Source organism: Rothia sp. CCM 9417 (assembly GCF_048513575.1).
Classification (GTDB): domain Bacteria; phylum Actinomycetota; class Actinomycetes; order Actinomycetales; family Micrococcaceae; genus Rothia.
Genome location: NZ_JBLXXT010000001.1, coordinates 654,826 through 676,930, shown reverse-complemented (window position 1 = coordinate 676,930; position 22,105 = coordinate 654,826). Strand labels below are relative to the sequence as shown.

Sequence of the window (22,105 nt, the reverse complement as noted above, 5' to 3'; positions counted from 1 at the left end):
ACCCTACGGAGGACACCGGAGGGGTTAGCGCTTTTTACCTCGGCTACCGCGCCCGCTCCCCTTGGGGGCGGGCTTAGCACCCTTTTGGGCCTGGAACTGCCGCAGGTTACCACTCTTTTGCGCATTGCGTCTCTTACGGTCCTCGGTTTCACGCCGTTTATTGGCGGCCTGACGTTTACGCTTGGCTTCCTCTTTTTCACGGCCTTGCTTCTCTAAGGCGGTTTCGCGGGTGTCACTGCCCCTCTGAGAGGCGGCTGTTCTGCCCCTGGTAATACCCACAAAATCCTGAATCACAGCTTCCCGCTCTTCTGGGCGTGCCTGGCGCTTCCAGACCAGCAAGACCTGGTACTCTTCTAGTCCTTCAACAGGGCGGTAGGTGACGTCCTTGCGGTGGTAGAAGCGGGCAAGAGACATAGGCACCACCAGCAAGCCCAGACCAGCGGCGACCAGCTCTACGGCATCGGCCCGGTGCCTCATGGAAGGTAGCGGGCGGGATTCCTGCACGATACGAGTCTGCTCGGTGTGTTCCCAGCCCGGTATCTCCCTAGGATCTTGAAGTAGGAACTCCTCAGCCAGATCAGCCACCGGGACCGCCTCTAGGAGGGTGAACAGATGGTCTTTGGGCAGAACGACAACGGGCACTTCGCGGTAGAGCTCAATAGCGTGGTAGAGGTTCTTATCGCGCGCTGCAGGTTCATCCTCGGCTCGCACAAGCACCATATCGGCAAAGGCATCGAGGGCGGCAAGCCCTTTGCTCTCCCCAAGTGCCACATCGGTCAGCGGGGCCAGTGCCGAATAGCGATCGCGCCAACGGTTGAACCACTTACCCGGCATCACACCGGGCACAAAGCCCACGCACAGGCCTGGCACTTTACCAACCTGCTTATAGCGATCCGTGTGTCCATCTACTAACAAATCTGTATGGGCGAGGATAGCTTGGCTGAGTATCACGCTATTTACCTTTCGGCAGTTGGGGCATTGAACGCCGTGCACCGTGCCACCGGATGAGCAGCACAAGGATCAGGAATATAAGCACCAGTGAGAGGGCAACAGCCGGGTTTTCTAGCCAGAGCCAAATCACCGACATACCGACCGTTGCGTAAATTGTTCCCCAGAAGAAAGTGCCGACGAGCATGGCTGGTACCCATCGGGTAAGTGGCATGCGGGTAAAGCCAGTCGTGAGGATAACTGCGGTCTGAAAGCCAACCGTCACAAAACAGGCGGGAACTGCCAAGACACCCCAGCGGTTCACAAAAAACTGGGCTCTGCGGTAGAGGGGGTGGTCCATCAGGTAGCGAATTTTGTGGAAGCGACTGCTACCGGTCGAGGCCAGCCAGCCCAGGGAAAAGACGATGCTTGTTCGCACTATGCCTACCAGCCACATGAATCCTATTGCGGCACTCCAGTGCAAGCCTTCTAGCCATTCCCTCATTCCCCCAGTCTAACGGCATGGCCTGGCAACAGCTTTCCAGAAGGTGAGAGCAAGCTCACAATTTATTGGCAAATAGAGCCCTGACATGGCCTAATAGTTTAAAATTTAGGCTATCCTATCTTCAAGAATAGGTAAATCTAAAAAAATTACAGGGACCCCCTAGCCACTGGCCACAGAATTAGGTTATATTTTTATTACCAAATAGCTCAGGGCCTTGTGGGAAGGCCTGCTAGGAGGTCAACAAGATAACTTTTCTTCCTGTGTGTGATGCAAGGCGGAGGTGCAACCAGCACCTCCGCCTTTCTCTTTGACCGCGCCAGGTTTTCCGCTTCAGAGGGCCTCTTCTAAAGGTCAATAGACCTAATCTTCTGCAGGACTGGGGGAACAGAGGAATGGATACTTTCCCGCAGCTTCTGGGCTACATGCTCACTACGCCCAGCAAGGCAACCCACAGTAAAGGGGCTTAGCCCCGCAGTGGAGGACTCATTCAAGCCCTTAAGCCAGTCAAGAAAAGTCAACTCATCGGTGAGCTTGCCCAGCTCAGCTTGAAGTAAGCGAGCGCTCTTGAGCAAGGTCTCCTGGCCTTCGCTCAAAGAGATGCCTGCATCGGCGCAGGCAGTCAGGCAGTAGCGGGTAGCTTTAGCCAGCTTACGCAGGTCATGAACGCCATCATCGTAAGCGGTGGTGACCGCGAAGTCCCCTGCAGAGTCAGGCCAGGCTTTCACCGCTTTAAGTCCCTGCTTAACCATCTTCTTTTGTAAGCGCCGAGCGACCTTAGCACTGTACTTTTCACGCTGTGCAGGTAAATCTACGAACCTATCCAAATCTTTTTGCAGATCACGCAGAGACTGCTGGAGGTTCAACCTCTGGGACGAATCAAGGTAGGTCATAGCAGACACCAGGCCTTCCTGTGTCTGTTCCTGCTCCAGATGAGCAAGTTCAGCCAGGTCCTTATCACCTAGCAGCTGCGTCCGTGCAAGGCCTAACTGAGCCATAGGCAGGATAAGCTCGCCGTTCCGATGCTGTTCAAGCTCAGATGCATAGGTTTTAAGACCACCTAAAATCGTCTGAAGCTGCGCCTTAGCCTGCTCATCTTTGGCATAGGGAACCGCCATGAAAGCAAGCACGCTCCGTAGCTGACGGGCAATGACCCTCCCCTGGTGACTGGAATCAGGTAGTCCTGCCCGGACCAGCAAATCAGCCTGCCCCAGTTCAATGCTGTACCGGTTCACAATCTCTGCCAGCATGTCGGCCGAGGTAGCCGGATCCCGCCAAACGGCATCCGCAGAGGCAAGCGGGGATAGCTCAACCCCTTGTTCGGGCAAGCCTTCCGACTGTTTGAGGTGAGTCTCTCGGCGGCGCTCAAATTCAGCGTCCTTTCCGAGCGCTCGCGCAATTTTGGCCGGAGAGGATGAAGGGCCTGCCCCTGCCGCTAGAAGTAACTCCTCGACCGTGGAGAATACCTTGTGAGCAAGGTTGGCATCCGATTGCGCCGGCTCTAAAAGTTCTATTTCCCACTCCTGCCAGGCACGCTCAACTCCGGTGGCGTAGTCAAGGGCCTTAACACGGTCATCACAGATTTCCGCCAGTGCCTGGCCATCTGAACTACGGATAACAGTCCTGCTCCTGTGGGTAGCTAAACCAACTCGCGGTTCAAGTACACTGCCAGCGGTCAGCACCCGCACAAAACGTCGAATGTCTTCGGGCATATCTTCGGGGTTCTCAGCCAGGCTGAAAGATACCTCATGGCGGTCACCGGAAACATCAAATTTGATGTGCCAGCCCTCGTCATATCCGCCTAGCCTCCGGCGGAGGGCAAGGCTGTGGGCAGCGAGCTGACCTTGCGGTGTATCAAAGTAAGTTGCATCGAGCTCTTCTACAACAGGGGTATCAGCTATCCAGCTCTCAAACTGCCAGGCGATAACCGGAGCCTGCCCGCCTAGGTCTGCAAGCTCGTATTTACGTTCAACTTCTAGGTGGTGAGCAACCATAAGGAATCCTTCACTGTGGTGATCAGCGGTAGCGGCTAAACCGCCCCATGCAAAAACGCCTGCCCTAGGTTCAGGGCAGGCGCTTGATTCAGTTCTTTCGATGAGCTCTGCGGCTCACAGATTTGTCTAGGCCCGCCGACGCCTGAGGACATCGTCAAGATTGAGCGAAGCGGCCTCCGCAAGAGTCTTAGTCTGGCTCAGTTGCTCAGGCTCTGACTCATTCACGGTAGGTAGTTCCCTATGCGCTGTGGGTGCATCAAGATAGGTCGGGCGGGGAATCTCTGTAATCTGCCAGCTAGTATCGGGCAGAGCCTCGTCCATTCTCAGGCGAGGGGTGAGCTCGGTGTCCCTTTGAGCCGCAGGAGCCAGAGAGGGCCTCAGGGCGGTCGCAGGGGTCTGGGTACGTGCTTTGCGTAGTGCTTTAGCTGCGTGACTAACCGGCATCTGCTGACGAGCGCGGGCAGGGCGCTCAGGTGCAGGGCGCAGTTCGATGGATGAGCTTTCGGGCTGGGAAAGCGGGTTCACGCTACTTTCAGCGCCCTGCCTTCCCGAAGGACGATGGGCCTTGCGAGCTTTCTCAACGGTCAGGGCGGTACGGGCACGACGGCGGTCCCTGTCTCGAACTGCAAGTACACGCAAGAAGGTAAGAGAACCGGTAGCAACAAGCAGACAGACCAGGGGGAAGGCGAAAGATGCGCTTGCCCACAGGCTCATAAGACCTGTGACCAGTGCAAGGAAAAGGGCCAGGCAGGCTAGCGAGAAGATTGCCAGACGGCCCCAACGCGGTACGAAACCGGTCCAAGGGGATCCTGCTGATCTAGCGGTAAGGGTCTGCACAGATTCGAGTGAACGCTCTGGGCTAGCGGGCTCAGGGGCCTCTTCCATGACGTCAGCAGCGTATTTCTCGGCGCCAATCGTCGCAGTTCCCTGCGGTTTTGTGCGGCGGCTGACCAGATAGAGCCCCGCAAGTACACAAACAAGCAAGACAATGCCTGAGGTGCTTAGCAGCTCCATAGACAGCCCCCATCTCAATAGCAGAAAAGTATAAACGTAACTCATCCTATTCTACCGCAGAGCGCACCCGCTGCCCCTGCTTTGCGGGGCGGGTTCAGGTAAGAAAACAGGGTATCTACTTGACATCCAAGTAGATACCCTGCATGGCGCAGATCGTGCATCAAAATTAGCGCTCTAAATTGTCTTTAGAGCTCTGCAGCGAATTCTTTAATCCAGCTCCGTAGCTCGGGGCCAAGATCATCACGTTCGGAGGCCAGAATGACATTGGCTTTGAGGTAGGAGAGCTTGTCACCGGTGTCAAAGCGGCGGCCCTTGAAGACAAGGCCATAGACACCTTCGCCCTGGCCTGAGCCCTGTGCAAGAGTCTGTAGAGCGTCAGTGAGCTGAATTTCGTCACCACGGCCAGGGGCGGTATTTTCCAGCACCTCAAATACCTTGGGGGAAAGGACGTAGCGACCAATCACAGCAAGGTTGGAGGGCGCCTCTTCAGCTGCGGGCTTCTCGACCAGGCCGGTTACCTTGACGAAGCCATCTTCACCTTCAACAGCTTCAACAGCGGCGCAACCGTAAGCAGAAATCTGTTCCTCGGGTACCTCCATCAGAGCGACGACGGAGCCACCGGTCTTCTGCTGAACGGCAACCATCTCTGAGAGCAGGTCTTCTTTCTCATCGATGAGATCGTCGCCCAGAAGGACAGCGAATGGTTCATTGCCCACATGCACCTTACCGCGCAGAACTGCGTGGCCAAGCCCCTTGGGGTCGCCCTGGCGGACATAGTGAATCTCACCCAGGTCGTTGGAATCTAGGACACTCTGAAGCAAGGCATCTTTACCCTGCTCTTCAAGCTGCTGTTCCAGAACAGGAACGCGGTCAAAATGATCTTCAAGGGCGCGCTTATTGCGGCCGGTAATCATCAAAACATCATTCAGGCCAGCACGAATCGACTCTTCGACCACGTACTGAATTGCGGGGCGGTCAACAACAGGCAACATTTCCTTGGGGGTTGCCTTTGTTGCAGGAAGGAAGCGAGTGCCGAGACCTGCAGCGGGGATAACCGCCTTGGTCACGGAAAGTGATTTATTTTCTGTCATAATCATCAGAATACCTAAAAACACTGCATAACCTGCTTATATGCTAGATAAATTGTGCACCATTAATTGCGTCATTAGGCTCGAAAGATTATCAACATGTCTCCAGCTACCAGCCAGTACAAGACATTTGCACGCGCTTATCTGAGGCACCGGCGACGGGAAACTGGCCAGCTAAACCTTGTGAGCCAAGCCTTTACCGGTCACCTACGCAGTCTCTGGGAATCTTTGCCCGAAGGCTCGACCATAGCAGCTTTTCTGCCCCTACCCACTGAGCCACCTATCCTCGATGGCCTAGCCTACGCTCACCGCGCCGGGCACCGTGTTTTCGTCCCCGTTGTTCTCCCTCAAGGTCAGCTGGCCTGGGTTCTTTGGAGCCCGGTGGCACCCTTAGTGACCAATGCCTTAGGGATATCCGAGCCGCTAGGTCAGAGGCTGGGGGCAGAGGCTTTTCTTGAGGCTGATATCCGGCTAGTGCCGGCCCTAGCCTACGATATGCACGGCAACCGGCTAGGCCAGGGAGGCGGCTACTATGACCGGCTTCTCAAGCTACTGCCGGCCCAGGCAATGGATGCTTCAACACTCGGTCTTGTCTTCTCCCGCGAGATACTCGATGGGCTCCCCCACGCTGAGTGGGACGCAACCCTCAACTACGCGCTGACGGAGCAGGGACTACGGCAACTGGGTACTGGCAGCAAGAACAGAGTACAATAGCACCCGGTTATAACACTTACCTCACCGAAATGGAGCGACTGTGCCGGTTTACGTCTACCAGTGCAAGAATTGCGACCACCTATTTGAACAGCACCAGTCTTTTAGCGATCAAGCTCTCACCACCTGCCCGTCCTGCGGGCAGGACACCCTCCGCAAGAAATTTGGCCAGGTCGGTGTGGTCTTTAAAGGCTCAGGCTTCTACGCCAACGATAAAAGCAAGTAAAAGGCCATAAACGGATGAAGGCTCCCCCACTATAGGGGTGAGGGAGCCTTCTTGTGTTTGTGCCTATTCTTTGTGCCTATTCGTAGTGCGGTGGGCGTTGCTCTTTGAGCCAGGTTGCTAGAGCGTCATTTTCAGGTGCTAGCTGACGTACAGGAGGCTCTAGACCTGCAAGGCGGGGTTCTTTCCCCCCGATGGGGGAGCCCCCCCTTGCGCGACGGTTGCCCCGTCTAGGCCGAGGAACCGGACTGAACCGAGTATTATCCTTGCTCTCTTCCGGAGCGCTCTCTGAGGCAGTCATGCGCTAGCTGTCTTTCCCCAGGCCCAGGTAGCTGTTGATTCGGCGGACAACAGCTTCGGGGTCCGAGAAGGCCTCAATGGTCCAGCAGGTCATATGATTCCAGCCAGTACGGGCTAAAAGCTCAGGAATCAGGCGGGACCGTTCACGCACGCTCAAAGCCGCATAGGCGTCAGAACCATCGGAGATAAGAGCCAAAGGCACCCGAGCTGGAATGACATGTTCCTGACCGCTCATCAGCTTACGTGTACGTGGGCTAGCCATCGCACCGGCAAGCAGTGAATCCTGATCACTGGTCATCACCAGCGACAGCAGCGGAACCGGCGACTGGTGCAAGGTCGTGGACTGAGGGTTCAACCGGCGCAAGAGATCATTGAGCAGCCAGTCCCCCATATCAATTGCTTCGAGGTGATCGTTAGTGAGGAACTCATTGACCGGCAACTGATCGGTAATCGGGCCAGCCATCTGCCGCTGAGCCTTGGCTTCCTGCTCTTTGCGGTAGGCAAGAAGTAGGCGGTAGACATCGAAGGCACCGTACTCGAGGCGTTGGGGGTCTAGGTCTTCCGGGCTTAGACAGGTGACAAAACGAGTGAGGTGACGAGCCCGGGTCATAGCCAGCACAAAGCTCTCACGACCGTACCGCTCAGATAGATGCCCAAAGTGGTGGGCCGCTCCCTGGGCAAGTTTTCCAGCCCCCAAAGCGAAGATAATGACGTCGCGTTCCATATCAACCGCGCGAGACACATCGACCACACGGAAGGACTCATCACCAGCAGCGAAGAAGGGTGTGAACTGCGGGTAGCGTACCAGCATCTGACGCACAGCCTCAGCGATACGCTGGGCATGGCGAGCTGTAGCGGTCACAACCGCCAGGGTCTGCCTGGGGGTACGGTAAGCGTGCTCAATCACCATCTCGGCGACTTTTTGCACCTCCGGGCTGGGCGAATCGAGGCTGGCATTCTCAGAAACCTTGCCGGTGACGTTGACATACTCCACGGTTAGGGCCGGAGTGTCATCGGTGATCTCTTCGCCCCAGGGGTAGCTTGATAGCTCGCCCCGATAGAAGTGCTCATTGAGATAAGCAAAGAGTGCCGAATCCACAGCACGGTTTACGGTAGAGAGGCTACGCCCCGGTAGTATCCGTGACAGCGCCTCAAAGGTGCTGACAATCTTCTGGTCACGGACAGGGGGTGCGTTCCGTGCAACAGCAGAGACCATAAAGGGTGCAGGGAAACCGCTGTGCGGGTCACCCAAGGCAATAACCTGTTCAGCGCGAATGAGAGCAGGCAGGTTTGCCGCGAGCGGAGTGGACTCAGCATCGAGGAGGATTACCGCATCAAAACGCATGCTGGTTGGTACCTTGCCCGATAGCGAGAAGGGGCTTGCAATCCACAAGGGTAGCAGCGTGGTTGCCATCTTAGGTGAGTGTGTCAGCACCTGTCCCAGGTTAAACTCGTGTGCCTTGAGCTGGCTCCGCAGGTAAGCCGTCTGTTGTTCTTCTTCCTGGATCCGACGTCGCCAGGTATCAGCTACAGCGGCGTGCAGGCGCGCGGGCCCCGATGAGATATGGGAGTAGTCAGCCCTGCGGAACCGGGTCTCGAGGGCACGTAGGGCATCACCGTTGAGAATCTCAAGCTCTTGCGAAGCCAGCATCATTTCCAAAGCGGTCTGCCACCAGGCCAACTCAAGTTCAGCTGGGACAGCCCCAGCATCAAGCTGGCGCTCATAAAAGTCGGCAAGCAGTTCCGAGAGCCCCATCTCGGACAGCTGGCGGTAGAGGCTTTCGCGTTCTGGCAAGGTCTGGAGCAACCACTGATCCTCCACCAGAGAATTTAGGCGATTCTCAAGTGCACTCAAACGGGTCTGAGCGAAACGGGTACCAGCCGGTGAATCCTCTAGCACGATAGCTAGACCGGTAAACTCATCGAGCAGGCGCATGTAATCAGCACGCAACTCAGCCAGGTTCCGGGGAATTAGAGGAAGGCGCTGGTCCTTAACCCAGGTAATCCATTCCTCCCGCTGGCCCTGAACAATGAACAGGCTCTCGTGAAGGTCTAGAACAGACTCACCGGGGACAATATGTTCCTTAGCGGTCTTACGCAGGCGGGTACGCTGAATGCTTGACATCTCGATGCCGTGCTCGCGCCGCCAGGTGCTGCTGGCGGTTGCCGCAATTAAATCGGTGACCGGGCGGTCAAAAATATCTGCCCTGAAGTAGGTCAGCGTCTCCGAAATTCTCTCCAGTAAATCAAGTTGCAGACCCCAGTCGTCCATGGTGGTGGCCTGTTCCATACCGGTCTCATCAGCCATCAGTCGCATCTTGGCCGAAACATTTGCCAGCGAGGCACTCAGACTCTTAACCAGGTTGTGAGCCGCAGCGGTATCTTCGGCGCTGGCCAGCTTAGCCTTGTACCAGGCCGAGACACGGGTCGAGGGGCGGAAACCTCCCAGTTCCGCGTACCTCTGCAGGCGCTGAACGGTAGCGCTACGGGACACCAGAGCGTCCATAGTCTTGCGGGGTAGGCGCACACGGGTGGCGGGGGGCTCTTCCTGCGCGGTGAGAGCCGCTAGGGTCTGTAGGGCATCGTAAACTGAGCAGCCCCAGCGCGACTCGGTAAAGCGCAATGACTCAGTGTGGCCGCGTAATTTATTGCGGGTTTCGACAAGCTCCCGGTGAATCTCGCTGACGTTTGGGGCGGGTGCTTTCTCATCGCGAATAATCGCCTGAATAAACTCCTGGCGGTACTCTTCTGGACTCCGCTCAACCAATAGTGTGAAGGCCAAATCAGTCATGTGAACCCGGTTGAGTACCCGGCCAAAATCTGCCAGGGTTGAGCGCTTCTCACCGACCACCAGAACAGACTTGCCCTGGTGGATAAGGGCCGCCGCTATATTGACTGCGGTACCCAGCTGATCGGTGCCCGGTGCCGCTGTTACGGTCATGGAGTGGCCCTGGTGCGCTAAGTCAACGATTTCCTGAGCTCTGGCATCGGCGTCAAGCACCAGCATGTCGGTGTCGGGGTCACGGGTATCCAGTGAGGGCCGGTTGTTATAAATCGGTGCCACAAAAGGCTTCTCAAGCGGGTTGAGCTTGAGCTGGGCTATATCACGCACCAGATCGGTGTGGGCATCAGCCGGCAGTTCACCCGTGCTTTCTTTCAGGTCAGCAAATGTTGAGATGAAATAGTTGGACTGAATGGTCATGCCGGGGATATTCCCGGTAGTTGCCCTCATTCTCTCAATCACGGGCTCTGGGTCCAGCTTGCTCATGGAGTTTGCTAGCTGAGCAACGTCCATGGTGCCCAGGTTAATCCCGTACTCTTTTTTGATTTGACGTACCATAGCGGGGTTCAGCTGGGCGGGGCCGGTTATCTGAACCTCAAAGTCATCGCTGGTGGGGTGCGGGGTCAGGCTGAGCGGTGCCATCAGAATAGGGGCAATAAAACGTTTCTCCCCTATCATGCGGCCCTCACGAATGTCGTGGGAGAGCCAGGAGGCTGTACCCGCTACGAAGTAGCCGGCGTCTAGCCCGTGGCCGGTGGCCAGCTCAAAGATTTTAGTGCGTAAGGCCCGGGCGGCAACCATGCCGCTTTCTAGTCTTGCTTTATCGCGCAGAATGGTCGATAGGCGGGTCTTGCGCCCCATGAACATCTGAGCAACACCCGACGAATTTGCCTCAGTCAAATCAATGTGCACATAGTCAACCTGATTGAAGTCAAGCATGGCATCGGGGCCGGTGTAGATTTCCATCTGCTCAGCCCAGGCCTCAAGGCCAGCCTGGATCTGGGCGGTGGTCTGGTCGTCAGTGACCGCAGGGGAGGAATCTGGGGCGTGCTCAGCTACGGTGCCAACGCCAGTATCCCCCCGGGTTGATTGGGGGGTAGGGGGCTGGGCATAGTCATGTCCCAAGGCTGGTTTGGGTGCAACCTGCTCGTTCACTGAAATACTCTGGCTTTCTGCACGTTTTTATGTCTCTACTATCATAGTTGCTCCTTCAAGCTACTACTGCAGTAAAGACTGGTTGCGGCTTATCTTTCCGCTGTACTCGAGAAAGTGTGACCATGACTTAATAAGACTTCACGCGGCAAGCTTTTCCTGATGAGAGCAGAATCCCCGGGATGGTTAGGAACCTATCTAGCCTGCAATATAGAGGTTAAAATTTGCGACCAAAACGAGCAAAGAGAGAAAGCCAATAAGTGCCATGCCGCCCAGGAGCACCCACTTCATGCGGGGGGCGAAGGGCTCGCCAGTGGCGTCCCAGAGGGAACGAGTATAAAAATAGCTCAACAAAAATCCGGGAATATTACCGACCAGTAATTGTTGCGCCAGGGCAAAAATGCCAAAAATACGCTCTGTGCTTTCGTTCTCGACCTCAGCACCCCTAAGCAGACCGGCCATAATAATTGAAATACAGCTGGTGATAAATGCTAGAGCAATAGCAGGTTGGTTGAGCATTTCTCTGATACTCACCTGCGCACTTTGGGACACTGCATACTGGTAGGAAAAGTAGATAAAGGGGCTAACGATCCAGTACCAGAACATAAAGGTTCGCAGTTTTTGGGTATTACGCAGGGCGTAGAAGATGGAATTCATGAATCTTTTTCTTTAAGGTCAAGGTACTGGATGTACTGGCGAACGATATAGTCCAAGAGCACGCTCAAGGTCACAAAAGAGTGGAAGGGCTCCGTATGGATGCTGGTCACGGTCGGGGTGCTCTCATAGTGAAGGGCGTGCTCAGCCACTGCCGAAATAGAGTTAACACCCAGAGCCGTGATAGCGATCATGGGCACCTTCCGCGAGGCCAATGCCCGAACTGTGGGTAGGGCACTCTCGGTTTCACCGGACAGGGAAGCAATAATCACCAGGTCTTCTGGTTTCATCACCCCGATGCTGCCCCTGAACTCACTCGAAGCAGGGATAACGTGTGTAAATTTTCCGCAGGTTAGCAACGATTTGGAGAACTCCTGAATCGCGGTCCGCTGGGCGAACCCGGTGCCGTAGCAGTAAATAGTTCGTGCGGTGTCAATCTTCTGCACAATAGGCGTGAAGTCGGTAGCCATCAACCCCTCATAGGTTGTGAGGATGTCGTTGCGCCCGCTTTCCAGAAAATCAATAGGAGGAGTCGTGGGCCCAGCTAGGGAGTTCTTGACAAAGAACTTTAGCTCGGCAAAACCCGAGAAACCCAGTTTCTTGGTCAACCTGATGATGCTGGAGGTTGAAGTGAAAGTCCTGTGCGCCAGGGCGCTAATAGTGGAATCGGCGACAAACTCTTCGTTGTTCAACATGAAAGCGAGTATCTCGCGTTCGGTGTCGCTCAAACGGCTTTGGTGCGCGTTGACAAGTTCTTGTAAATCCACCAAGGGCTCCTGAGTCTTTCACGGTCACTGCGGTGATTACAGTATAGGTGTTTTCTCAGAAGCCCTCGATGGGAAAAATAAATGGCTAGGCCTTATTTACCTTTATTGACCAGTTCCTCGAACTTGTCACGGACCTGGGGCACGTCCATACCCACAATGACTTGCAGGGCCTTACCCTTATTGACCAGGCCAAGCGCACCTGCTGACTTAAAGTCAGCTTCGGTTCCCACCAGCTCGGGGTTATCAACGGAGATTCGCAGGCGGGTCGCGCAGTTATTGACTTGGGCGATATTTTCAGGGCCGCCCAAGAGAGCCAGGAAGTCGCTTGCTCGCTGGGTGTAGGGGTCGGTTGCTTCTGCGGTAGCAAGACCCGCAGCGGCGTCCTCATCCCCCAGGGCACCCTTCTTTTTGGCTTCCTTGTATTCAGCCTTGGTGTAGAGCTTGGTTTGGCCGCCATCGGCTTCACGCCCGGGGGTCTTGAAATCAAATTTGAGGATGAGGAAGCGGAAGACCACAAAGTAGATAAGAGTGAAGCAGAGGCCGATAGCAATCTGGGTCAGCACCATACCTGAGTGGTTGGGCCACATGGGGATCCAGTTTTGGAAGAGGAAGTCAATCAGACCGCCGCCCATGTTGCCCACAACGCCGAAGCCATACATGGTAGCGGACATTGTTGCCGCGAGAACCGCGTGGACGGCGAAGAGCGGAGGTGCAAGGAAGAGGAAGGTAAATTCCAGGGGCTCGGTAATACCAATCAGCATTGCGGTCAAGCAAACCGGTATTAGCAGTGCCAGGGTTTCCTTGCGCTTCTCGGGGCGAGCGGTCGTGAAGAAAGCCGCTGCAATACCCAGAGGGCCGAAGACCTTGGAGTTACCGTGCAGGGCAAAACCGCCACCGGGGAAGAGTTCCTTGACGGGAGTGGTGCTGTTAGCAAAGGTATCCAGGTTAGCAACCCAGTACTTGGTGATGCCATCGGGAACAACAGCCGGGCCGAAGACGAAAGGTGTATAGATGAAGTGATGCAGGCCGGTGGGAATCAGGATGCGCTCTAGGAAGGTGTAGAGCCAAACACCGAACACGCCAGAGTTCATGAAGAAGCCCTGGAGAGACCCGATACCGGTCTGAATGGTAGGCCAGACCATGACAAAGGCAAGAGCTACAGGCATCATGAGGAAGAAGCCCAGACCGTAGACGTACTGGGTACCCTGGAAGATACCCAGGAAATCGGGAAGTTTAGTGCCGAAGTAGCGGTTATGCAGCCAGACCACGATGGCGGAGATGATAATAGCACCGAAGATACCGGTGTCCAGAGTCTTGATACCGGCAATCATCTTCAGACCGGTACCGGCAGCACCTTCTGAAAGATCTACGCTGTAGTCAACGCCAAAGTTCTCGCCCCAGATGCTCAGGATTGAAGCAACGAAGTAGTTGAAGGTCAGGTAAACCATACCCGCTTCAAGAACCGCGCGAGCCTGAGCGGTCTTCGCCAAGGCAATAGGAAGACCCAGGACAAAGAGGAGTTCCATCTGGTTAAAGACGGTCCAGGCTCCTGACTCCCAGACTGACCAGAAGTTATACCAGCCGGTACCCTCAGCGGCAATACCGCCTAGAAGCTGCTCGTTCTTGCAGATGATAGCGATACCAACGGCAAGACCGGCGAATGCAAAGATGAGGACGGGGGCTAACATGGCCGAGCCGAACCTCTGAATCTTCTCCATCATCGGATAAGAACCTTTCGTGTGTAGGTCGCACCTGTCCCTTTGCCTCTGGGGCAAGCGGGATCTGTCAAGTGCTGACCGTGTAAGTACTAGGCCTATCTAATCACCCTCTGTTCTATTAGTCCCCCGCTTGTACTCACTTTGGAATTAATGCCACGAACTGGCACGTTTTACGGGAGCCGGTAAAAATACCGGCCCCGGGGCCCCTACTACCGGGGGCGCTATGGCGGGGTTTTACCTAGGATAAATGGAGCAGAGAAAATGTCAGGGCACGAAAGAATGAGCCGAGGCCGCTATGAAGCTCCTAACCCTCAATACCCACAGTTGGCTTGAGATTCACCAGGTTTCCAAAATCTATGAGCTGGCGCAGTTTATCGTCCAACAAAAAATTGATGCCGTGGCCTTGCAGGAGGTTAACCAGTTTATCCACTCCCCCATCCTTGAGCATCCGCTGGGGTATGCGGGCGGGGCTGACCGCCCCGTGCGTCAGGACAATTTTGCGCTACTGCTCAACCAATTCCTGGCAGAGCTAGATCGCCCCTACCACTGGGCCTGGGCGGTCTCCCATCTCGGTTTTGAGCGCTATGACGAGGGGGTCGCGCTGCTCACTCGCGAGCCGATGCAAAGGCTTGAATGTATCGATGTGTCCCCTACTTACACGGATCAGGACGTTGCGCGCAGGGTCGTCATTGCTGCCAAGCTGGGCGCTGAGCACGGTGGCCTGTGGGTTACAAGCGCCCACATGAGCTGGTGGGAAGTAGAGGGGGCCTCGCTCTTTGCACAGGAATTTGAGATTCTCGACAGGTCTATCAGAGAGCTTGCTGGCTCTGAGACAGTATTACTTGCCGGTGACTTCAATAATGCGGCAGAGGTAACCGATGAGGGGTACACGCTCATGCGGTCTTTGGGCTGGCACGATACCTATCTGACCGCAAGCCAGATTCAAGGGGAGCATACTGTGCATAAGGCTATCCACGGCTGGACTAACTTCACCCAAGCCCTCCGGATTGACCTGGTCTTAGCCAACCAGCCTCTTGAGGTGGCCCAGCACAGCGTGGTGTTTCCCGATACATCAGATCAGGCTATCTCGGACCACTCCGGGCTTTTGCTCACTCTCAACCTCTAAATCGTTTCTCTCCTAAAGTCTGAGGAAGGTACCCCATGACCGCCCCATCTCACCGCGGAACAGCCTGGTGGCAGGAACCCGTTGTCTACCAGATTTACCCACGCAGTTTCAAAGACTCCAACGGAGACGGCATCGGTGACCTACCCGGTATCACCGAGAAGATTCCCTACCTGGCCAGGCTGGGGGTAGACCTTATCTGGCTCTCCCCCATCTACAAGTCACCCAACCATGATAACGGCTACGACATTTCCGATTACCGGGCCATTATGCCTGAGTTTGGCACCATGGACGACTTCGATACCCTACTGGCCGCCGCTCACCAAGCGGGTATCAAAATCATGATGGACTTGGTTGTCAACCACACCTCCGATGAACACGAGTGGTTCATCCAGGCCAAGAGCAGTAAGGATAACCCCTACCGCGACTACTACATCTGGAAAGACCCCGCCGGGTATACCGAACGGGGAGAGCCAATCCCGCCCACCAACTGGATTGCCGCTTTTTCACCGTCCACCTGGGAATGGGAACCGACTACAGAACAGTTCTACCTACACATGTTCTCAGTCAAACAACCAGACCTGAACTGGGAGAACCCCACCGTCCGCCAGGAGGTCTATGACCTTATGCGTTTCTGGCTGGATAAGGGCGTAGACGGCTTCCGCATGGACGTCATTAACCTCATTTCCAAGGACCCTGCCTACCCCGATGACCCGGCTGTGGCCGCTGGGTCTAAGACCGATTCGCTGGGTATGGTGGCCAACGGTCCCCGCGTCCACGAGTTCCTTCAAGAGATGAACCGTGAAGTTCTTAGCAAGTACCCCGTGATTACCGTGGGCGAAACTCCACACGTCAATACCGCAGATGGCTTGCTCTACACCGGCTTTGACCGGGGCGAACTCCAAACCCTCTTCCAGTTTGAGCACATGGGCCTGGACGGCAACCCTAACCCGGCCCTGGGTAAGTGGAACGACACCCGCTTCAAGCTCGTAGACCTCAAAGATACCCTCAGCCGCTGGCAAAACGACCTGTCCGGTAAAGCATGGAACGCCCTCTACTGGAACAACCACGACCAGCCCCGCGCGGTCTCCCGCTTTGGCAACGACTCGCCCGAATACCGGGTACTCTCAGCCAAGATGCTCGGCACCGTACTCCACTGTTTACAGGGCACCCCCTACATCTACCAGGGTGAAGAACTCGGCATGACCAACGTCTACTTTCAAAACATCGAGGACTACAAGGACATCGAGATTCACGATGCCTACCGCAAGCTGGTTGGCTCCGGGCTGGTCAGCCACGAAGATATGCTCCGCTACATTTCTCAGTCCGGGCGCGATAATGCCCGCACCCCCATCCAGTGGAAGGCAGAAGCCCACGCAGGGTTTACAGGCGGAAAACCCTGGCTCAAACTCAACCCCCGCTACACCGAAATCAACGCGGAAGAGGCACTCGCTGACCCCGGTTCGGTCTTCTACCACTACCAGCAGCTCATTGCCCTCCGCCGCCAGCACCCGATCATGGTCAACGGGACCTATGAGCTCCTAGACCCCAAGGATGAGCAGGTCTACGCCTACTACCGGCACGGTACCGGCGCATCGGAGCAAGAGACTCTATTGGTCATTGCCAACTTCACCGATAGCACCCTGGAGCGCACCTATCAAGAACCCGCAGGAGAACATACTCTGCTGACATCTAACTACCCCGATGACGCCCAAAACACCCTGCGACCCTACGAGGCCAAAGTCTATCTCTACCAAGCCTGACGGTAAGCTGGCCTTAACCCCTATCCCATAAGATCTAAGCACGCACAACAAGGAGCACCCATGGCAGATAATTCAGGTAAAAAATGGTGGAAAGAAGCGGTCGTCTACCAGATTTGGCCCCGTAGCTTCCAGGATTCCACCGGCAACGGTGTCGGCGATATCCCGGGTATCACAGCCCGCCTGCCCTATCTAGCAGAGCTAGGTATCAACGTCATCTGGCTTTCCCCGGTCTTTGCATCACCCAACGACGACATGGGCTATGACATCAGCGATTACCGAGCCATTATGCCCGAGTTCGGCACCATGGAAGATTTCGACACCATGCTGGAGGCCGCCCATTCACTGGGCATCAAAATTCTCATGGATCTGGTCGTCAATCATTCCTCCGACGAGCATGAGTGGTTCAAGCAGGCCCGCTCAAGCCGGGATAACCCCTACCGCAACTACTACATCTGGCGCGACTCCTCCGGTGTGGATGCTGAAGGTAAGCCCCTACCCCCCAACAACTGGGGTAGCGAATTTGGCGGGCCCGCCTGGAAGTACGACGAACATACAGACCAGTGGTACCTGCACATGTTCTCGGTTAAGCAGCCCGACCTGAACTGGGAGAACCCCGCCGTGCGCCAGGAAATCTTCGACCTGGTGAACTTCTGGCTCGATAAGGGTGTTGACGGTTTCCGCTTGGACGCTATCAACATTATCTCTAAGCCCGAGGGCTTACCCGATGACCCGTCGGTTGTGCCCGACAAGCACAGCTCATCTATCCCCTTTGTTATCAAAAACGGCACCCGCGTTCACGAATGGATGCACGAGCTGAACATGGCAACCTTTGACCATTACGACTGCATGACCGTGGGTGAGATGAGCTGCACCAGCCCCCAGGATGCAGTTCAGTTCTCGGGCTTCACCTCCGATGAGCTCCACATGATTTTCCACTTTGAGCACGTCGGCCTGGATAACGCCCCCGGTGAGGGCAAATGGTCATATCAGCCCCTTGAGCTGACCGCCCTCAAACAGGTTCTCAACACCTGGCAGCTTGAGCTGGCAGGCAAGGCCTGGGGTTCACTCTACTGGAACAACCACGACCAGCCCCGCATCGTCTCCCGTTTTGGGAACGACAGCCCCGAATACCGGGAGCGATCCGGCAAGATGCTGGCAACAGTACTTCACGGCATGCAGGGTACTCCCTATATCTACCAGGGCGAAGAAATGGGCATGACCAACGTGAAGTTCGAGTCGATTGAGGATTACAAGGACCTCGACTCCATCAACTTCTACGACGATCTTGTCACCCAGCGCCAGCAGATCAGCGCCGATGAGGCTATGGCTCTTATCCATCTCAAGGGTCGAGATAATGCCCGCACCCCCATGCAGTGGTCAGCTGGGCACAAGGCCGGCTTCAGTACCGCTGAACCCTGGATTGGGCTGAACCCCAACTATGTGGACATCAACGCTGAAGAAGCAATGAGCCGCCCCGACTCACTCTGGCACCATTACCGTCAGCTCCTAGCCCTGCGCCGAGGTGAGCTTAAAGACCTGCTGGTCTACGGCACTTTTGTTCCTCTTGCCCCTGAGGACACCGAGGTTTACGCCTACGAACGTCACGGTGAAGGGGAGAAACTGCTCGTGGTTGCTAACTTTACCGACCGTGAGCTGACTCGCGAATTTGAGCTGGCAGCACTACCGGGGGTAGAGCTAGTACTGAGCAACTATGCAGATGATGCCGGGAGCGCCCTGCGCCCCTACGAGGCAAAGATCTATCGAGTAGTTGCTTAGTTTCCAGGAGCGCACCATCATTTATATTTGCTAGATATTTTGGGTGCACAAGCCCCTGACTGCTGATTTGAGCCCCTGTTTCAGCTTCGGCTCAAGCACCTCAAGCTTTGTGATTCTACCAGCACCTCAAAGGTCTCCGCAGAGTCAGAGCCCCGCCCCTATCATGGGGGCGGGGCTCTTTGTAGCTGTGAGCCACTCGGAAATGGATAGATCACATACTAGGGACGGTAAGTGTAGCGGTACATGAAAGCCGCCATAGCCTCACGCGAGATACTCGCCTCAGGTCGGAAAGTACCATCAGACCAGCCCCGCGTAAGGCCTGCAGAAGCCAACCAATTAATTTCACCAGCGAAAACGTGGCTAGCCGAGACGTCCCGGAAGGCAGCAGGGCTCTGATAGGGCGAAACACCACCCACCGGCTTGTAATTAAAGAATGTTGCGAAAGCCCTCAAATCGCGCACTGACCCGTTGAAATAGTTAGAGTCCCCAGCAAAGGGGCCGGTCGATGAGTACTGCCAGATATCGTAGGTCCACCAGCCCGAGGGCATAGCCCCCGGGAGGCTACTGTAACTGGCCAGGTGCAAGGGCAGGTAGTTAAAACGGGGAGTATCCCCCGTACAGGTTCGCCACCAGTCAGTGGTTGAATAAACAGCAGGGTAACGGCCGGTCAAGGCTTTGTAGGTCTGAACAAAATCATCGATCCAAGCAACCATCTGTGCCTGAGTCATATTGAAACAGATGTTACCGAATTGGCTATAAGGGTTGTACTCAATATCCAACAGGCCGGGCAGAGTCCTACCATCGGGGCTCCATCCACCACCATTTGCCACAAAGAAACGGGCCTGTTCAGCACCGCTCGACTGAGTCGGCAGGGCAAAATGGTAGCCGCCTCGCGGCATACCAACTGATTGGGCACCCCCATATTGGGAGGAGAAAGTAGGAGACGTATAGTAGTTGCCCTCCGACACCTTGACATAAGCAAAACGGGCACCCTTGGCATACTCCATTTGCCAGTCAATATAAGGTTGCCAGCCCGATACGTCCAGGCCGTACACCCCTAGCGCATCAGCCTGAGGGGTCTGGGCCTGAACGTCATCACCTGTGTCCCTTCCCAGTTGCTCAGCACGCCAGCTCTGGGCTTTCTTCAAGCCCTGGCCCATCTGGGCGCCAGGGCTCTTACTCCCAGGCTCAGGTGGCGCTGAATCACTTTGGTAAGCGCTAGCAGGCAAAGACGCTGCATCGGGCTCCGGAGCCTCCAAGGCATGAGCCGCTGGCAAGCAGTTGCCAAGAGCCAGCACAATGCTGGCAAGAGCTATCTTAAGAAAACTACTGTTCACGGGCCGTGGGGGTGGCCCGCTCAAGGTTAAAGGGTACATGTGTGTGTCGTTTTCCAGTTAGGGGGAAATATGCAGGAAGAAGGGCTGCCTACCCGAGGGGGGTGGTAAACAGCTCCCTTAGTAAACTAACTGCTCTCCCCCAATTTGTAACCCCCTGCGCATAAAAGAATGGGTAGGAACCTTCCAGGCACCTACCCATTCACTAGATGAGACGAAAACTCTCACAATTCAAGAAGCCAGGCTGAAACTGCTTGCCAGAATCACACAGACACCGGCTCAACACTGTGCTAAGACCTCGGAATACATCAATCATTATTTCCCACCCTTGGGCGAAAAATTGAAGTAGAGGAACCCGCTACGCTCGTGCTATTTCCCGCCTCACCGCTTCGCTATGCTCGGCGAATAACAAAAATTTTATTTTCCCCAGGTGGGGAAAAATCCAAGTAAAGGAACTCGCTACGCTCGTGCGGCTCTCCCGAGGCCCGCTACGCAATGGCCTCGGAATAAATCAATTTTTATTTCCACCCTTGGGCGAAAAATTGATTTATTCCCACTCAATTGTTCCCGGAGGCTTTGAAGTCACATCCAGAACCACTCGATTGACCTCAGCCACCTCATTAGTAATCCGGTTAGAAATCTTGGCCAACAGGTCATAGGGCAAACGTGACCAATCTGCGGTCATAGCGTCCTCAGATGACACCGGGCGCAACACAATCGGATGGCCATAAGTACGGCCATCACCCTGCACACCCACAGAACGCACATCAGCCAACAGAACCACAGGGCACTGCCAAATCTGCTCGTCCATACCCGCAGCGGTCAGCTCTTGACGCACGATCGCATCGGCCGCACGCAGAATATCCAGGTTATGCTTGTTCACCTCACCAATCACACGGATACCCAAACCGGGGCCGGGGAAAGGCTGACGCGCAACAATCTTCTCGGGAACACCCAGCTCGCGGCCAATAGCACGAACCTCATCCTTGAACAGCGTACGCAGAGGCTCAACCAGCTCAAACTGCAAATCATCGGGGAGGCCACCCACATTGTGATGCGACTTGATATTCGCCGCGCCCTCGCCGCCACCGGACTCCACCACATCGGGGTAAAGGGTGCCCTGCACCAAGAACTTGATGTCCCCGCCCTCAGCGCCAGCCTCTTCAATCAGCTTGCGCTGAGCAGCCTCAAAGGACCGGATAAACTCGCGGCCAATAGCCTTACGCTTAGCCTCAGGCTCAGTGATACCTGCCAAGGCACCAAGGAACCGCTCAGACTCATCAATAGTTACAACCTTGATACCCATGGTGGAGGCGTAATCCTGCTCCACCTGCTCACGCTCACCCTCACGGAGCAGACCGTGGTCGATAAAGAAACAGGTCAACTGATCACCCACAGCCTTGTGAACCAGAGCGGCCGCAACAGAGGAATCAACGCCGCCAGACAGAGCACAGATAACCTGGTCATCGCCTACCTGCTCCCGGATCTTGACAACCTGCTCATCAATGATGTTGCCGGTTGACCAGGACTTCTCCAGACCCGCAACCTCAAACAGGAAGTTCTCAAGAGCAAGCTGTCCGTAGTCAGAGTGCTTAACCTCGGGGTGCCACTGCACGCCACCGAGCTTACGCTTCTCGTCCACAAACGCGGCAACAGTCGCGCCCGGGGTCTTAGCCAGAACCTCAAAACCTTCGGGGGCTTCAGCCACAGAGTCGCCGTGGCTCATCCACACGTTCTGGGTGGCAGGGGTACCGGTCAAGAAAGAAGAGTTCTGTGCGCACAGGACAGCGTCGGTTGCGCCATATTCACGCAAACCGGTCTGGGCGACCTTGCCACCCAGCGTCTGGGCCATGACCTGGAAACCATAGCAGATACCAAATACGGGTACGCCAGCTTCAAAGAGGGCAATGTCACCCTTGGGTGCACCTTCCTCATAAACAGATGAGGGGCCACCAGAAAGAATGATGGCTGCAGGGTTCTTAGCAAGCATCTTCTCGGTTGGCATGGTGTGAGGCACCAGCTCCGAATAGACACCAGCTTCTCGCACGCGGCGGGCGATCAGCTGCGCATACTGGGCGCCATAATCAACGACCAATACCGGGCGCTGATCCAGCTCCTCGTTGGGGGTGTGAGTAGTCACAGATGTTTACCTTTTCGGTTGTGGGTTTGGACCAGATAGACGGTACACGCTCAGCGGCAACCGAAAGACCCGGTCCCAGGGAATTCCATAGGTCTTATTCTAAAGCAGATTGGGGTCTGGCTGGCAGGCATCCCCCC

16 protein-coding genes are annotated in these 22,105 nt (G+C 55.6%); 5 read left to right on the top strand and 11 right to left on the bottom strand.

The genetic code is table 11. The annotated features are described in order from the left end of the window. Positions 1-24: 24 nt before the first annotated feature. The 5 genes from ACN082_RS03075 to galU form a co-directional block, all read right to left on the bottom strand. Entirely contained in the window at positions 25-951 is a 927-nt protein-coding gene (locus tag ACN082_RS03075) for a LysR substrate-binding domain-containing protein (RefSeq protein ID WP_419099366.1), read from the bottom strand. A gap of 1 nt (position 952) precedes the next feature. Next, the gene (locus ACN082_RS03070; RefSeq protein ID WP_419099365.1) at positions 953-1,384 is read right to left on the bottom strand and encodes a hypothetical protein; all 432 of its coding nucleotides are present in this window, start codon (positions 1,382-1,384) and stop codon (positions 953-955) included. 392 nt (positions 1,385-1,776) lie between these two features. Continuing rightward, a complete protein-coding gene (locus ACN082_RS03065; protein WP_419099364.1) occupies positions 1,777-3,423 on the bottom strand; it encodes a CHAD domain-containing protein in 1,647 nt (548 codons plus the stop codon). Between the two features lie 126 nt (positions 3,424-3,549). Then, positions 3,550-4,437: a hypothetical protein gene (locus ACN082_RS03060; protein WP_419099363.1), complete on the bottom strand. Its 888-nt coding sequence runs from the start codon at positions 4,435-4,437 to the stop codon at positions 3,550-3,552. A gap of 185 nt (positions 4,438-4,622) precedes the next feature. Beyond that, positions 4,623-5,531 carry a UTP--glucose-1-phosphate uridylyltransferase GalU gene (gene galU, locus ACN082_RS03055; protein WP_419099453.1) on the bottom strand — a complete coding sequence of 303 codons (909 nt, stop codon included), beginning with the start codon at positions 5,529-5,531 and terminating at the stop codon, positions 4,623-4,625. Between the two features lie 93 nt (positions 5,532-5,624). Here galU and ACN082_RS03050 point away from each other — a divergent pair, with 93 nt between their 5' ends. Beyond that, positions 5,625-6,239 carry a 5-formyltetrahydrofolate cyclo-ligase gene (locus tag ACN082_RS03050; protein ID WP_419099362.1) on the top strand — a complete coding sequence of 205 codons (615 nt, stop codon included), beginning with the start codon at positions 5,625-5,627 and terminating at the stop codon, positions 6,237-6,239. Positions 6,240-6,279: 40 nt separating this feature from the next. Beyond that, positions 6,280-6,462, top strand: coding sequence for an FmdB family zinc ribbon protein (locus ACN082_RS03045; protein ID WP_419099361.1), 183 nt, complete (start codon positions 6,280-6,282; stop codon positions 6,460-6,462). Positions 6,463-6,763: 301 nt separating this feature from the next. Here ACN082_RS03045 and ACN082_RS03040 read toward each other — a convergent pair whose 3' ends face one another. The 4 genes from ACN082_RS03040 to ACN082_RS03025 all read right to left on the bottom strand — a co-directional run bounded on the left by ACN082_RS03040 (position 6,764) and on the right by ACN082_RS03025 (position 13,784). Beyond that, positions 6,764-10,696 (bottom strand): DEAD/DEAH box helicase, encoded by a 3,933-nt coding sequence (locus tag ACN082_RS03040; RefSeq protein WP_419099360.1) that lies wholly within the window; start codon positions 10,694-10,696, stop codon positions 6,764-6,766. Positions 10,697-10,891: 195 nt separating this feature from the next. Continuing rightward, on the bottom strand, positions 10,892-11,350 hold the full coding sequence (locus ACN082_RS03035; RefSeq protein WP_419099359.1) for a cell shape determination protein CcmA: 459 nt from the start codon (positions 11,348-11,350) through the stop codon (positions 10,892-10,894). Next, positions 11,347-12,114 carry a MurR/RpiR family transcriptional regulator gene (locus ACN082_RS03030; protein WP_419099358.1) on the bottom strand — a complete coding sequence of 256 codons (768 nt, stop codon included), beginning with the start codon at positions 12,112-12,114 and terminating at the stop codon, positions 11,347-11,349. The genes ACN082_RS03035 and ACN082_RS03030 overlap by 4 nt, the downstream gene beginning before the upstream one ends. A gap of 92 nt (positions 12,115-12,206) precedes the next feature. Continuing rightward, positions 12,207-13,784: an alpha-glucoside-specific PTS transporter subunit IIBC gene (locus ACN082_RS03025; protein ID WP_419099452.1), complete on the bottom strand. Its 1,578-nt coding sequence runs from the start codon at positions 13,782-13,784 to the stop codon at positions 12,207-12,209. A gap of 343 nt (positions 13,785-14,127) precedes the next feature. Here ACN082_RS03025 and ACN082_RS03020 point away from each other — a divergent pair, with 343 nt between their 5' ends. The 3 genes from ACN082_RS03020 to ACN082_RS03010 are packed head-to-tail and all read left to right on the top strand — an operon-like array spanning position 14,128 to position 18,494. After that, positions 14,128-14,958 (top strand): endonuclease/exonuclease/phosphatase family protein, encoded by an 831-nt coding sequence (locus ACN082_RS03020; protein ID WP_419099357.1) that lies wholly within the window; start codon positions 14,128-14,130, stop codon positions 14,956-14,958. A 35-nt stretch (positions 14,959-14,993) separates the two neighbouring features. Further along, positions 14,994-16,718: a glycoside hydrolase family 13 protein gene (locus ACN082_RS03015; RefSeq protein WP_419099356.1), complete on the top strand. Its 1,725-nt coding sequence runs from the start codon at positions 14,994-14,996 to the stop codon at positions 16,716-16,718. A gap of 60 nt (positions 16,719-16,778) precedes the next feature. Then, positions 16,779-18,494 carry a glycoside hydrolase family 13 protein gene (locus ACN082_RS03010; protein ID WP_419099355.1) on the top strand — a complete coding sequence of 572 codons (1,716 nt, stop codon included), beginning with the start codon at positions 16,779-16,781 and terminating at the stop codon, positions 18,492-18,494. Positions 18,495-18,712: 218 nt separating this feature from the next. Here ACN082_RS03010 and ACN082_RS03005 read toward each other — a convergent pair whose 3' ends face one another. Then, the gene (locus tag ACN082_RS03005) at positions 18,713-19,642 is read right to left on the bottom strand and encodes a GH25 family lysozyme (protein ID WP_419099354.1); all 930 of its coding nucleotides are present in this window, start codon (positions 19,640-19,642) and stop codon (positions 18,713-18,715) included. Positions 19,643-20,375: 733 nt separating this feature from the next. Further along, positions 20,376-21,968, bottom strand: a complete 1,593-nt coding sequence (gene guaA, locus ACN082_RS03000) for a glutamine-hydrolyzing GMP synthase (RefSeq protein WP_419099353.1) — start codon at positions 21,966-21,968, stop codon at positions 20,376-20,378. Positions 21,969-22,105: the final 137 nt, after the last annotated feature.

Excerpts from the sequence above, each read along its gene's own strand:
- ACN082_RS03020 (WP_419099357.1), top strand. The coding sequence starts at position 14,128 with ATGAAGCTCCTAACCCTCAATACCCACAGTTGGCTTGAGATTCACCAG.
- ACN082_RS03070 (WP_419099365.1), bottom strand. The coding sequence starts at position 1,384 with ATGTGGCTGGTAGGCATAGTGCGAACAAGCATCGTCTTTTCCCTGGGC.
- ACN082_RS03050 (WP_419099362.1), top strand. The coding sequence starts at position 5,625 with ATGTCTCCAGCTACCAGCCAGTACAAGACATTTGCACGCGCTTATCTG.
- ACN082_RS03060 (WP_419099363.1), bottom strand. The coding sequence starts at position 4,437 with ATGGAGCTGCTAAGCACCTCAGGCATTGTCTTGCTTGTTTGTGTACTT.
- ACN082_RS03015 (WP_419099356.1), top strand. The coding sequence starts at position 14,994 with ATGACCGCCCCATCTCACCGCGGAACAGCCTGGTGGCAGGAACCCGTT.
- ACN082_RS03010 (WP_419099355.1), top strand. The coding sequence starts at position 16,779 with ATGGCAGATAATTCAGGTAAAAAATGGTGGAAAGAAGCGGTCGTCTAC.
- ACN082_RS03035 (WP_419099359.1), bottom strand. The coding sequence starts at position 11,350 with ATGAATTCCATCTTCTACGCCCTGCGTAATACCCAAAAACTGCGAACC.
- ACN082_RS03065 (WP_419099364.1), bottom strand. The coding sequence starts at position 3,423 with ATGGTTGCTCACCACCTAGAAGTTGAACGTAAATACGAGCTTGCAGAC.